This window comes from Herbiconiux liukaitaii (assembly GCF_041927495.1).
Taxonomy (GTDB): domain Bacteria; phylum Actinomycetota; class Actinomycetes; order Actinomycetales; family Microbacteriaceae; genus Herbiconiux; species Herbiconiux liukaitaii.
In genome coordinates this window covers 44,540-57,480 of sequence record NZ_JBHFHG010000005.1, presented here as the reverse complement: position 1 = coordinate 57,480, position 12,941 = coordinate 44,540, and the positions used below count along the sequence as shown (strand labels likewise).

Annotated in this window: 11 protein-coding genes; 3 read left to right on the top strand and 8 right to left on the bottom strand. The window is 68.5% G+C overall.

Going from position 1 to position 12,941, the window contains the following annotated elements; translation table 11 throughout:
- Position 1: 1 nt before the first annotated feature.
- The 8 genes from guaA to guaB form a co-directional block, all read right to left on the bottom strand.
- A complete protein-coding gene (gene guaA, locus ACEXQC_RS11910) occupies positions 2-1,597 on the bottom strand; it encodes a glutamine-hydrolyzing GMP synthase (RefSeq protein ID WP_445451971.1) in 1,596 nt (531 codons plus the stop codon).
- Positions 1,593-2,069, bottom strand: coding sequence for a DUF3817 domain-containing protein (locus ACEXQC_RS11905; RefSeq protein ID WP_374822245.1), 477 nt, complete (start codon positions 2,067-2,069; stop codon positions 1,593-1,595). Before ACEXQC_RS11905 ends, guaA begins: the two co-directional genes overlap by 5 nt.
- Positions 2,070-2,078: 9 nt before the next feature.
- Positions 2,079-2,945, bottom strand: a complete 867-nt coding sequence (locus ACEXQC_RS11900; protein ID WP_374822241.1) for an SURF1 family protein — start codon at positions 2,943-2,945, stop codon at positions 2,079-2,081.
- A complete protein-coding gene (locus tag ACEXQC_RS11895; RefSeq protein WP_374822238.1) occupies positions 2,942-4,345 on the bottom strand; it encodes a cation:proton antiporter in 1,404 nt (467 codons plus the stop codon). Before ACEXQC_RS11895 ends, ACEXQC_RS11900 begins: the two co-directional genes overlap by 4 nt.
- A gap of 9 nt (positions 4,346-4,354) precedes the next feature.
- Entirely contained in the window at positions 4,355-4,882 is a 528-nt protein-coding gene (locus ACEXQC_RS11890; RefSeq protein ID WP_374822235.1) for a cation:proton antiporter regulatory subunit, read from the bottom strand.
- Positions 4,883-5,005: 123 nt separating this feature from the next.
- Positions 5,006-6,736 (bottom strand): glycerol-3-phosphate dehydrogenase/oxidase, encoded by a 1,731-nt coding sequence (locus ACEXQC_RS11885; protein WP_374822232.1) that lies wholly within the window; start codon positions 6,734-6,736, stop codon positions 5,006-5,008.
- Positions 6,737-6,787: 51 nt separating this feature from the next.
- Positions 6,788-7,906: a GuaB3 family IMP dehydrogenase-related protein gene (locus ACEXQC_RS11880; protein ID WP_374822540.1), complete on the bottom strand. Its 1,119-nt coding sequence runs from the start codon at positions 7,904-7,906 to the stop codon at positions 6,788-6,790.
- 47 nt (positions 7,907-7,953) lie between these two features.
- Entirely contained in the window at positions 7,954-9,456 is a 1,503-nt protein-coding gene (gene guaB, locus ACEXQC_RS11875) for an IMP dehydrogenase (RefSeq protein WP_374822229.1), read from the bottom strand.
- Positions 9,457-9,660: 204 nt separating this feature from the next.
- Here guaB and ACEXQC_RS11870 point away from each other — a divergent pair, with 204 nt between their 5' ends.
- The 3 genes from ACEXQC_RS11870 to ACEXQC_RS11860 are packed head-to-tail and all read left to right on the top strand — an operon-like array spanning position 9,661 to position 12,936.
- Positions 9,661-10,998: a branched-chain amino acid ABC transporter permease gene (locus tag ACEXQC_RS11870; RefSeq protein ID WP_374822226.1), complete on the top strand. Its 1,338-nt coding sequence runs from the start codon at positions 9,661-9,663 to the stop codon at positions 10,996-10,998.
- 14 nt (positions 10,999-11,012) lie between these two features.
- Positions 11,013-11,990, top strand: coding sequence for a branched-chain amino acid ABC transporter permease (locus ACEXQC_RS11865; protein WP_374822223.1), 978 nt, complete (start codon positions 11,013-11,015; stop codon positions 11,988-11,990).
- Positions 11,983-12,936, top strand: coding sequence for an ABC transporter ATP-binding protein (locus tag ACEXQC_RS11860; RefSeq protein WP_374822220.1), 954 nt, complete (start codon positions 11,983-11,985; stop codon positions 12,934-12,936). Before ACEXQC_RS11865 ends, ACEXQC_RS11860 begins: the two co-directional genes overlap by 8 nt.
- The last annotated feature ends 5 nt before the right edge of the window (positions 12,937-12,941 follow it).

Genomic DNA, 12,941 nt, shown 5'->3' with positions numbered 1-12,941 from the left:
ATCACTCCCACTCGATGGTTCCCGGCGGCTTCGACGTGACGTCGAGCACGACCCGGTTGACCCCGGCCACCTCGTTGGTGATGCGGTTCGAGATGCGCGCGAGCACGTCGTAGGGGAGCCTCGTCCAGTCCGCGGTCATCGCGTCCTCGCTCGAGACGGGCCGCAGCACGATCGGGTGCCCGTACGTGCGACCGTCGCCCTGCACGCCCACGGAGCGCACATCGGCCAGGAGCACGACGGGGCACTGCCAGATCTCGGCGTCGAGACCGGCCGCGGTGAGCTCGGCGCGCACGATCGCATCGGCGTGCCTCAGCAGTTCGAGGCGCTCGAACGTGACCTCGCCCACGATCCGGATGCCGAGACCGGGGCCGGGGAACGGCTGGCGCCCCACGATGACCTCGGGCAGCCCGAGCTCGCGACCGATCGCCCGCACCTCGTCCTTGAAGAGCGCACGCAGCGGCTCCACGAGTTCGAACTGCAGGTCCTCGGGCAGACCGCCCACGTTGTGGTGGCTCTTGATGTTGGCGGTGCCGCTGCCGCCGCCCGACTCCACCACGTCGGGGTAGAGCGTGCCCTGCACGAGGTAGCGGATGGGATCGCCGTCAGCCGCGGCCTCCGCGAGGAGGTCGGCCTGCGCCTGCTCGAACGAGCGGATGAACTCCCGGCCGATGATCTTGCGCTTCTGCTCGGGGTCGCTCACTCCGGCGAGTGCGCCGAGGAACTGCTCCCGCGCGTCGATCGTGACGAGACGCACACCCGTGGAGGCCACGTAGTCCTCCTCGACCTGCCGGCGCTCGCCCTCGCGGAGCAGCCCGTGGTCGACGAAGATGCAGACCAGCTGATCGCCGACGGCCTCGTGCACGAGAGCGGCGGCCACGGCCGAGTCGACCCCGCCAGAGAGCCCGCAGATGACCTTGCCCGTGCCCACCTGGGCGCGGATGGCGGCGACCTGATCGGCGATGACGTTGCCCGGGTTCCAGTCGGCCGGGATGCCGGCGGCGCGGTGCAGGAAGTTCTCGATCACGGCCTGCCCGTAGGGCGAGTGCTTGACCTCGGGGTGCCACTGCACGCCGTAGAGGCCACGCCCGGTGTGGGCGAAGGCGGCCACCGGGGTCGAGGAGGTGCTGGCCAGCACCTCGAAGCCCTCTGGCGCCTGCACCACGGAGTCGCCGTGGCTCATCCAAACCGTCTGAGCCGACGGCTGCTCCCCCAGGAGCGAGCTCCCGGGAGCGTCGAGCGCCACGTCGGTCGAGCCGTACTCGCGCGCACCGGTCTTGGCGACCTCGCCGCCGAGCGCCTTGGCCATCACCTGGAAGCCGTAGCAGATGCCCATCACCGGAACACCGAGCTCGAGGATGGCGGGGTCGAGCGACGGCGCCCCCGGCTCGTACACGCTCGAGGGCCCACCGCTCAGCACGATGCCCACGGGGTTCTTCGCCGCCACCTCGGCCGCCGAGATGGAGTGCGGCACGATCTCGGAGTAGACACTCGCCTCGCGCACGCGCCTCGCGATCAACTGGGCGTACTGCGCCCCGAAGTCGACGACGAGCACGGGCCGGGTGAGCTCACCGTGGTCGGGGGTGGTGTCCTCGCTAATGGGTTGCCTCCACGGAGTCGGGTCGAGCGGTGCCCGGCCTGTCGGAATCGGGTCGGGCCTCGGCTTCGCGCGCGGCCAGATAGGTCTTGACGCGTCGTGCCACCGAGGCCTCGAGGAAGAAGGAGAGGAAGGGGATGACACCGCCGAGCGCGATCACGAGGAAGGCCCAGAACGGCCACCTCATGAGGCTCCAGAGGCGGAAGTCGGAGAAGAGGTAGACCACGTAGAACCAGCCGTGGGCGATCAGGATGCCGGTGCTGAGGTTGACCGCCACCACCGTGCCGGCCGGCACGAGCGCGAGCAGGCCGCGCGGCCCGCCGAACTCCACCTCGAGGCCGAGGGGCGTGTACTTCAGCAGCATCTCGGCGCACAGGAGCAGCAGCATGACGCCCGTGATGACGGAGGCGACCTGGTAGAACTTCAGCGCCCCGCGGATGCGCGGGAAGTCCTTCTGTTTGGGTGCGAGGGCCATGGATCGAGTCTACCGGCGCAGCTCGAGGGCGCCGCCCTCGCCCACGTCGCCGAGCTCGTCGTCATCCTCGTTCTCGCGCTCCCACGCGTCGCGCACCAACCGGTACCAGAGGTACACGGCGAAGCCCGCGAACACGACCCACTCGGCGGCGTAGAAGATGTTGAGCCAGTTGAGCTGCACCGAGCGGTCGGGCTCGGGCGAGATGATGGCGGTGAGCCCCTCGGGCGGGTCGTCGAGCACGAGGTAGCCCCCGTAGACCTCGGCGCCCTCGTCGAACTCCGTCCAGCGGTTCACGAGCGAGGCGACCGACATGGTGGTCTCGAGCGGCGAACCGTCGAGCGAGGTCACTCCCTCGGCGGGCTCATAGAGGTCGGAGGCCTGCGGCGCCTCGGTGGGCAGGTAGCGGCCCGAGATCGTCGTGAGCACGTCGAGGCCGCCGCTCGAAAGCCCCTCGGCCACCTCCCTGGCCTCGTCGGCGTCGGCCGACCAGCCGAGCGCCACCGCGAGGTAGGTGTCTGCGGGGTCGTCGACCTCGAACTGCCCGATCACCCAGTAGCCGCCCTCGTCCCCGTTCAGGCGGTCGCCGATGATGTCGTAGCCGGTCGTCACGAAGCCACCCGTCGCCTCGGCCCGCTGGGCCGCCTGCGATTCGAAGACGGGAGCCTGGGGAACCCCCACCTCGGTGAGCGGGCGCACGGTCTCGCTCTGCGTGCCGACCACCTCACCGCTCGAGACCGCGCGCTCGAGCTGCCACTGGCCCAACAGGGCGAAGCCGGCCGCCACGGCGAGCGCGAGCACGAGCATCGCGATCCAGCGGGGTCGGCGCATCACCTCGAACACGGTCGATCCCGTGCGGGTGGTCTCAGCGGTGCTCAATACTCGTCATCCCTCGCTCGCGGACCGTCTTCATCCGACTGCTGCATAGCCTGCTCGATCAACCTGTCCGTCTCCCGGTCGCCGCTCGAGACCACCGAGACGGCCCCGGTCGGTGTCTTCGCGGGTGCCGGATCCCGCCCGGGCACGGCGTCGGCGGCCTCCATGAGGGCGATGGCCTCGGCCGCCTCCTGCTCGCGTCTCGACGCGAAGGCCGCCGCGGCCCGCTTCTTGCGGGTGGTGCCGAGCACGACGGCGCCGATCCGCTCGGAGTTGACGGCGAGGATGGGCCCGAGGATGGCCATGATGAGCACGTAGAGACCGGCGAAGGGCTGGATGCGCTCGTCGAGCCCCGCGGCGAGGGCGAGGGTCGCGAGGATGAGCGCGAACTCCCCCCGGTTCTGCAGGATGGCGGTGGTGTTGATGCCCGCTTGCGGCCCCAGCCCGTTGAGCCACGCCACGAACTGGCCGGCGATGATGTTGAGCACCATTGTCATCGCCACGGCGCACAGCACGGGCACGATCACGGCGGGGAACTTCGAGGGATCGAGCCCGAGCCCGAAGTTGAGGAAGAAGAACGCGCCGAACACGTCGCGGAGCGGGATGGCGACCTGCTCGATCCGGTTGCGGTAGCGCGTGGCGCCCAGCACGAGACCGATGAGGAACGCGCCGATCGCATCCGTCACCCCGAGGATCTCGCCGAGCCCGCCGAAGGCCAGCGCGAGCCCGAAGAAGAGGATCGTGAACAGCTCGTCGTCCTTCGTGCGGAACAGCCGCGACACGAACTTGCCGCCCCAGCGCGCGATCGAGAACATCACCACGAGGAAGAGGAACGAGACCCCGAGCTTGCCGATCACCGGCCAGATCTCGGTCTCGCCCGAGAGCACCACCGAGACGATCGCGAGGTACACCGCGATGAAGACGTCCTCCACCACGGTCACGCCCAGGATCATGGGCGTCTCCTTGTTGGCGAGACGGTTGAGCTCGATCAGGAGCTTGGTCACGATGGCGCTCGACGAGGTCGCCGTGATGCCGGCGATGATGAGGGCCTCGCGCGTGCCCCAGCCCACGAGGAACCCGAAGGCGAAGCCCACGAGCATGTTGATGAGGATGTACGAGCCGCCCGAGATGAGCAGCTTGCCCGCATTGGAGTAGAACTCGTCCTGGTCGAACTCGAGACCGAGGTTGAACAGCAGCAGGATGAGTCCCACCACCGCGATCAGCTCGATGTACTCACCGTGCTCGAACGAGATCGGGAACCAGCCGAAGTAGGGGCTCGCGAGCAGCCCGACCACCATGTAGATCGGGATGGCGGGGAGGCCGATGCTCTTGCCGAGGCGTCCCAGCACGTAGGCGATGACGAACAGCACGCCCAGGACGAGGAGGTCGGGGCCGAGGTGCATCCGGCGGGCCTAGCCGATTCCGGGCGGGGAGTCCGAGATCTTCTTGAGCTCGCCCGTGCGGAAGAAGTTGAACGCCTTCGCGACCTTCTCCGGCGACCCCGCCACCACGAGGATGTCACCGGGGAAGACCTTGAAGTCGGGGGCGGGGGCGGGGTTGGCCGACTCTCCGCGCACCACGGCCACCACGGTGAGGCCTGCGATGCCGCGCTCGGCGGTGTTGCCGAGCGGCTGGCCGGCGATGTGGTCCTCGTAGTCGACCGTGAACCAGTCGATGCTGAGTCCGGGCACCTGGTCGAGAGCCGAGAGCGACTCGGTGATCTGGGTGCCGCCCAGCAGCTCGGCGAGGGTGTGCGCCTCGTCTTCGGAGAGCCGGAGCGAGACCTTGGTGGAGTCGGGGCCGTCTTCGTCGTCGGCGAACGTGATGAGGTCGCTGTGGCCCGAGCGGTGCGCGATCACACCCACCTTGCCGCCGTCGGAGGTGATGAAGGTGTGAAGCACCCCCACCCCGGGAAGCTTGACTCGCCGAACATCGACCATGGCTGTCTCCTCGCACGAAACGCCGCCAGGACATCACGGTGAGATCGGCGGTGACTCCAGTTTAGCCAAGCCCCGGGAGGGCCCGGGTCGCGTTCGCAGTGAGCGCACCCGGGCCGACCGCCGTCAGTCGGCGGGGACGATGTCCGGTGCCTCGAGGCGGATGCGCTCGGCCGACTCGTCGTCGGGCTGCTCCTGGCTCGCGCGCTCGGCCGCCACGCGCTCGAGGTAGAAGGCCACCTCGCGCTCGATCTGCTCGTCGTCCCACCCGAGCACGCCACCCATGAGCTTCGCCGCCACGGGAGCCGCCGAGACCCCGCGGTCCCACGCCTCGATCGAGATGCGGGTGCGGCGGGCGAGCACGTCATCGAGGTGCAGCGCACTCTCGTGCGAAGCGGCGTAGACCACCTCGGCGCCGATGTAGTCGTCGGCACCTGGCAGCGGATCGGCGAGCGACGGATCGTCGAGGATCAGGTCGAGCAGCTCGTCGGTGAGCGTTCCGTAGCGGTTGAGCAGGTGCTCGATGCGCACCGAGTGCACGCCGAACTTGCGGGCGATCTTGTGGCGCTTGTTCCAGGCGGCCTGGTAGCCCTCCGCGCCGAGCAGGGCGATGTCCTGCGTCACCGAGGGCGAGACGCGGCCGTCGAGGGCCGAGACCGCGGCGTCGATGGCGTCCTTCGCCATGATCCGGTAGGTCGTCCACTTGCCGCCCGCGATCACCACGAGACCGGGCACGGAGTGCGCCACGAGGTGCTCGCGCGAGAGCTTGGAGGTCTGGTCGGACTCACCCGCGAGCAGCGGACGGAGGCCCGCGTAGACACCCTCGACGTCTTCTCGCGTGAGCGGCACGGCGAGCACCTTGTTGACGTGCTCGAGCACGTAGTCGATGTCGGCGGCCGTGGCGGCCGGGTGCGCCTTGTCGAGGTTCCAGTCGGTGTCGGTGGTGCCGATGAGCCAGTGCCGGCCCCACGGGATCACGAAGAGCACGCTCTTCTCGGTGCGCAGCAGCAGCCCCGACTTGCCCTGGAAGCGGTCGCGGGGCACCACGAGGTGGATTCCCTTCGACGCCCGCACCTTGAACTGGCCGCGCTCGCCCACCATGGCCTGGGTCTCGTCGGTCCAGACACCCGTGGCGTTCACCACCTGCTTCGCGCGGATCTCGAACTTCTCGCCCGACTCCAGGTCGTGCGCGTGCACTCCCACCACGCGCTCGCCCACCTTGATGAACCCCTCGACCTTCACGCGGCTCGCCACGTGGGCGCCGTACGACGCGGCGGTGCGCGCGAGGCTCGAGACGTAGCGCGCGTCGTCGACCTGCGCGTCGTAGTAGGTGATGCCGCCGATGAGCGCATCCTTCGCGAGGCTCGGCATGAGGGCCTGCACCTGGCGCTTGGAGAGGTGGCGGTGGTGCGGCACACCGGGAGGGCGACCGCCCGAGTAGCTGAAGATGTCGTAGAGCAGCATGCCGGCGCCGATGTAGGCCCGCTCGATCACGCGCTTGTTGAGCGGGTAGAGGAAGCGCACGGGCTTCACGAGGTGCGGGGCGATGCGCTGCAGCAGCAGCCCCCGCTCGGTGAGCGCCTCGCGCACGAGGCGGAAGTCGAGCTGCTCGAGGTAGCGGATGCCGCCGTGCACGAGCTTGGAGGAGCGGCTCGACGTGCCGGAGGCCCAGTCGCGGGCCTCGACCATGCCGGTGCGGAGCCCGCGGGTCACCGCATCGAGCGCAGCGCCCGTCCCCACGATGCCACCGCCCACCACGAGGATGTCGAGCTCTTTGTCCTTCAGGGTCTCGATGGCGGCTGAGCGCTCCTCGGGACCGATCTTGGTGGAGTGCGAGACGGAAGACTTCTCGGGCATGGTGCTCTCCTTCGCTGCAGAGCGGCGGGCTGGCCGCATCCGCTTCCCACGCTAGTCAACCCGGTAGGGAGCGACAACCACTTCGATCCTCTGGAACTCCTTCAGATCCGAGTAGCCCGTGGTCGCCATCGACCGACGCAGGGCGCCGATGAGGTTGGCGGTGCCGTCGGCCACGGGCGAGGGGCCGTAGAGCACCTGCTCGAGCGGGGCCACGGAACCCACGTGCACGCGGTTGCCGCGGGGCAGCTGGTTGTGGTGGGCCTCGGGGCCCCAGTGCCAGCCGCCGCCCGGCGCGTCGCTCGCACGGGCGAGGGCGGTGCCGAGCATCACGGCGTCGGCGCCGACCGAGATGGCCTTCACGATGTCGCCCGAGGTGCCGAGGCCGCCATCCGCGATCACGTGCACGTAGCGGCCGCCCGACTCGTCCATGTAGTCGCGGCGGGCGCCGGCCACATCGGCCACCGCGGTGGCCATGGGGGCGTGGATGCCGAGGGTCGCGCGGGTCGTCGACGCCGCTCCCCCACCGAAGCCCACGAGCACGCCCGCTGCACCGGTGCGCATGAGGTGCAGCGCCGCGGTGTAGGTGGCAGCGCCTCCCACGATCACGGGCACGTCGAGCTCGTAGATGAACTTCTTGAGGTTGAGCGGCTCGACGGTCTTCGAGACGTGCTCGGCCGACACCGTGGTGCCGCGGATGACGAACAAGTCGACACCCGCCGCCACGACGGTCTCGTAGAGCTCCTGGGTGCGCTGCGGCGAGAGCGCTGCGGCCACGGTGACGCCGGCGGCACGGATCTCGGCCAGGCGCTCGGTGATGAGCTCGGGCTTGATCGGCTCCGAGTAGATCTGCTGCATGCGCTCGGTCGAGCGGCCCTCCGGCAGGTTGCGGATCTCCTCGAGCAGCGGCTCTGGGTCGTCGTACCTGGTCCAGACGCCCTCGAGGTCGAGCACACCCACGCCGCCCAGCTGACCGATCATGATGGCCGTCCGCGGCGAGACCACGGAGTCCATCGGCGCGGCGAGCACCGGGATGTCGAACTGGTAGGCATCGATCGCCCAGCTCACCGAGACGTCTTGGGGGTCGCGGGTGCGCCGTGACGGCACGACCGCGATGTCGTCGAACGCGTACACACGGCGGGCGCGCTTGGCGCGGCCGATCTCGAACTCCATACTCACCCCCCAACCCTACCCAAGGGTGCCGCCGAAGCGGCGCAGGGTCAGCGGCGGTAGTTGGGCGCTTCCACGACCATCTGCACGTCGTGCGGGTGCGACTCCTTGAGACCGGCCGCCGTGATGCGCACGAAACGGCCCTTCTGCTTGAGCTCGGGGATGGTGCGGGCACCCACGTAGAACATGGACTGACGCAGGCCGCCGGCCAGCTGGTACGCCACGTTGCCGAGCGGGCCGCGGTAGGGCACCTGGCCCTCGATGCCCTCGGCGATGAGCTTGTCGTCGGAGGGCACGTCGGACTGGAAGTAGCGGTCCTTGGAGTAGGAGGTCTTCTCGCCGCGCGTCTGCAGGGCGCCGAGCGATCCCATGCCCCGGTAGTTCTTGAACTGCTTGCCGTTGATGAAGACCAGGTCGCCCGGGCTCTCGTCGCAGCCCGCGAGCAGCGAGCCGAGCATCACGGTGTCGGCACCGGCCACGAGCGCCTTGGCGATGTCGCCCGAGTACTGCAGACCGCCGTCGGCGATCACGGGCACACCGGATTCGCGCGCCGCGAGCGACGCCTCGTACACGGCGGTCACCTGGGGCACGCCCACACCCGCCACCACGCGCGTGGTGCAGATGGAGCCGGGACCGACACCCACCTTGATGGCGTCGGCACCCGCATCCACGAGGGCCTGCGCGCCGGAGCGGGTGGCCACGTTGCCGCCGATCACGTCGACCTCGGCGAAGGCCGGGTCGCCCTTCAGCCGGCGGATGATCTCGAGCACGCCCGCGCTGTCGCCGTTCGCGGTGTCGACCACGATCACGTCGACGCCTGCGTCGAGCAGATTGGTGGCGCGCTGCCACGCGTCGCCGAAGAAGCCGATGGCGGCACCGACGCGCAGCCGGCCGGCCGCATCCTTCGTGGCGTTCGGGTACTTCTCGCTCTTGTCGAAGTCCTTGACGGTGATGAGGCCGTTGAGACGGCCCTGCGCATCCACGATCGGGAGCTTCTCGATCTTGTGCTGCGCGAAGATGGCGACGGCGTCGTCGGGATCGACCCCGACCTGCGCGGTGATGAGCGGCATCTTCGTCATGACGTCGCGCACGAGCGTCGTCGACTTCTCGAACTGGGAGACGAACCGCATGTCGCGGTTGGTGATGATGCCCACGAGCACACCGCTGCCGTCGACCACGGGCAGCCCGCTCACGCGGTACACGCCGCACAGCGCGTCGACCTCGGCCACCGTGGCGTCGGGCGTGGTGGTCACGGGGTCGGTCACCATGCCGGACTCGCTGCGCTTGACCCGGTCGACCTGCTCGGCCTGGTCCGAGATGGAGAGGTTGCGGTGCAGCACGCCGAGGCCGCCCTGGCGGGCCATGGCCACCGCCATGCGGGACTCGGTGACCGTGTCCATCGCCGCAGAGAGAAGAGGAGTGGCCACCTCGATGCGCTTGGTCAGGCGAGACGTGGTGTCGGCCTCACTCGGGATGACGTCGGTGTGCCCCGGCAGGAGCATCACGTCGTCGTACGTCAATCCCACAAAGCCGAACGGATCCGCCTGGTCCATCGTTCTCCTCTACGCCCATTTACTCGTCAATGGTAACGGTTAGGCACTGGCGACTATTCCGTGTAGAAATGACCGACATCGAATTAGGTGGCCACATGAAACACCGTGGACACAATTCGTATGTATGGTCTACCACTGTCGCTACGACCGAAGACATGGAGAGGCGCCACCACCCCCGGTGCCCTCCCCACAGGAGGTGCTGTCTTGATCGCAGGTATCCGCATCGGACCAGGAGTCCGTCTCATCACGATGGTCCTGGCCGCGCTCGCGCTGTGCTTGGGTGTTGTGCTCGGTTCCGGAGCGCTGACCGCTTCGGCGTCGGCCCCCGCACCCACGCCCACTCCCACGAGCGACTTCACGAACACACTCACCATCGGCGGCGTGCTGCGCGATGGTGACACCGTGGTGGAGGGTGCCGAGATCACCGTCGAGGGAGCCTCCGGCTTCTCCGAGGTGGCCACGAGCGACGACACCGGCCGCTGGTCGGTCATCGTGCCCGAGAAGGGCGACTACACGGTCTCGATCGACCCAGAGACCCTGCCCGACGGCGTGGAGCTGCGCGATCCCGACCGCGACACCGCCACCGTCTCCTCCACCGAGTGGCAGACCAACTCGATCACCAGGTCGTTCCCGCTCGGCGCTGACACGCGTCAGACCACGGGCTTCTTCGAGCAGTTCCTGCAGCGCCTCGTGGCCGGCCTCAACTTCGGTCTGCTCATCGCCCTCGCGGCCATCGGCATCACCCTCATCTTCGGCACCACGGGCCTCAACAACTTCGCCCACGGCGAGATGGTGACCTTCGGCGCCATCATCGCGTGGATCGTGGCGGTGCTGCTCGGCGTCAACATCTTCGTGGCCATGCTCGCCGCCCTCCTGCTCGGCGGTGTCTTCGGCTACGTGCAGGACTGGTTGCTCTGGAAGCCCTTGAGAAGAAAGGGGGTGAAGCTCGTCCAGGCGATGATCGTGTCGATCGGCCTCGCGATCGCGCTCCGCTACCTCTACCTCTTCTTCATCGACGGCACCACGAAGACCATGAACGTCGGCCTCTCCGACGCCATCGTGATCGGCCCCGTGCGCATCACCACCGGATCGATCGTGAGCATGGTCATCTCGGTGGTCACACTCCTCCTCGTCGGCCTCTTCCTCACCCGCACCCGCGTGGGCAAGGCCACCAGGGCGGTCTCGGACAACCCGTCGCTCGCAGCGGCCTCCGGCATCGACGTCGACCGCATCATCCGCATCGTCTGGGTCGTGGCCGGCGCCCTCGCCGCACTCGCGGGCGTCATGCTCGGCCTCTACCGCCAGGTGTCGTGGGACATGGGCTTCCAGGTGCTGCTGCTCATGTTCGCGGCCGTCACCCTCGGTGGTCTCGGCTCCGCGTACGGCGCTCTCGTGGGCTCCCTCGTGGTCGGCCTCTTCGTGGAGCTCTCCACGCTCATCATCCCGGCCGACCTGAAGTACGCCGCCGCGCTCGTCGTGCTCATCGTGGTGCTGCTCGTCAGACCACAGGGCATCCTCGGCCGTAAAGAACGAATCGGTTAAGGGAGGAGACACTCATGGACTGGGGAAACATCTTCGGCAACGCCATCGGCGAGATCATCAGCCCGACCACGGCTGCCTACGCTCTCGCGGCCATCGGCCTCGGCGTGCACTTCGGCTACTCCGGCCTCCTGAACTTCGGTCAGGCCGCCTTCCTCCTCATCGGCGCCTACGCCTTCGCCATCCCGACCCTCGCGGGCGCCCCGCTCATCGTGGCCGTGCTCTCGGCGATCATCTGCTCGGTCATCTTCGCGTTCATCCTCGGCATCCCCACGCTGAGGCTCAGGGCCGACTACCTGGCCATCGTCACGATCGCGGCGGCCGAGGTGGTGCGCTACATCGTCACCACCACGGGCCTCACCGACGTCACGGGTGCCGCCAACGGCCTCTCCGGGTTCAAGGGCACCTTCGCCGCCATCAACCCGATCCCCGAGGGCCGCTACGGCTTCGGTCCGTTCGTCTACAACGAGTACGACTGGTGGATCCGCATCGTCGGCTGGACCCTCGTGGTGCTCGCGAGCATCCTCGTGTTCCTGCTCATGCGGAGCCCCTGGGGTCGCGTGGTCAAGGGCATCCGCGAAGACGAGGATGCGGTGCGCAGCCTCGGCAAGAACGTGTTCAGCTACAAGATGCAGGCGCTCGTGATCGGTGGCGTGATGGGCTCCATCGCGGGCATCATCTTCATCCTGCCCCGCGCGGTGCAGCCGGCGAACTACACCACCGGCCTCACCTTCTTCATCTGGACGATCATGCTGCTGGGCGGTGCCGCCACCATCTTCGGCCCCATCGTGGGCGCCATGATCTTCTGGGTCGTGCTCTCGCTCACCCAGGGCATCCTCTACGGTGCGATCGAGTCGGGTGTGCTCGGCTTCATCGACACCACCCAGGCAGGGCAGATCCGCTTCATCCTGGTGGGTGTGGCGCTCATGCTCCTCGTCATCTTCAGGCCGCAAGGCATCTTCGGAAACAAGAAGGAGCTGTCCTTCAGTGTCTAATCTCGACAAGAGCCCCGTCTCCTCCCCCGTCGCCACGGCGACCCATCCGCTGGTCAAGGGCGAGGTCAAGCCCGGGTGCGCGAAGGTCGACCCCATCGTCATCGCCGACCACGTCACCCGCCAGTTCGGCGGCCTCAAGGCGGTCGACGTCGACCACCTCGAGATCCCGCGCGGCCAGATCACGGCCCTCATCGGCCCGAACGGCGCCGGCAAGACCACGATGTTCAACCTGCTGACGGGCTTCGACAAGCCCAACACGGGCACGTGGGAGTTCGACGGCAAGTCCCTCGCCGGGGTGCCCGCCTTCAAGGTGGCCCGCGCCGGCATGGTGCGCACCTTCCAGCTCACCAAGTCGCTCGGCCGGCTCTCCGTGCTGCAGAACATGCTGCTCGGTGCCACCGGCCAGCGCGGCGAGGGCCTCTTCAGCGCTCTGATCAAGCCGCTGTGGCGCGCACAGGAGGAGCACAACACGGCTCGCGCCGACGAGCTCCTCGCGCGCTTCAAGCTCGACGCCAAGCGCGAGGACTACGCCGCCTCCCTCTCGGGAGGCCAGCGCAAGCTGCTCGAGATGGCTCGGGCCCTCATGTCGAACCCCGAGCTCATCATGCTCGACGAGCCGATGGCGGGCGTGAACCCCGCGCTCACCCAGTCGCTGCTCGGGCACATCAAGAACCTCAAGTCCGACGGCACGTCGGTGCTCTTCGTCGAGCACGACATGCACATGGTCATGCACATCTCCGACTGGGTGATCGTGATGGCCGAGGGGCGCGTGGTGGCCGAGGGGCCGCCCGAGTCCGTCATGAAGGATCCCGCCGTGATCGACGCCTATCTCGGCGCCCACCACGACACCGACCTGGGCGACCTCATGGAGGACGGCCCCAACCCCGTCACCGAGGCCCTCGCGGCCGAGCGCAAGGCTCACGAAGCCCACAGCGAGGAGAAGTAGTCAGC

What these genes read in the sequence shown, in the direction of transcription:
- ACEXQC_RS11905 (WP_374822245.1), bottom strand. Translation starts at nt 2,069, where the DNA reads ATGGCCCTCGCACCCAAACAGAAGGACTTCCCGCGCATCCGCGGGGCG.
- ACEXQC_RS11895 (WP_374822238.1), bottom strand. Translation starts at nt 4,345, where the DNA reads ATGCACCTCGGCCCCGACCTCCTCGTCCTGGGCGTGCTGTTCGTCATC.
- ACEXQC_RS11890 (WP_374822235.1), bottom strand. Translation starts at nt 4,882, where the DNA reads ATGGTCGATGTTCGGCGAGTCAAGCTTCCCGGGGTGGGGGTGCTTCAC.
- ACEXQC_RS11885 (WP_374822232.1), bottom strand. Translation starts at nt 6,736, where the DNA reads ATGCCCGAGAAGTCTTCCGTCTCGCACTCCACCAAGATCGGTCCCGAG.
- ACEXQC_RS11880 (WP_374822540.1), bottom strand. Translation starts at nt 7,906, where the DNA reads ATGGAGTTCGAGATCGGCCGCGCCAAGCGCGCCCGCCGTGTGTACGCG.
- guaB (WP_374822229.1), bottom strand. Translation starts at nt 9,456, where the DNA reads ATGGACCAGGCGGATCCGTTCGGCTTTGTGGGATTGACGTACGACGAC.
- ACEXQC_RS11865 (WP_374822223.1), top strand. Translation starts at nt 11,013, where the DNA reads ATGGACTGGGGAAACATCTTCGGCAACGCCATCGGCGAGATCATCAGC.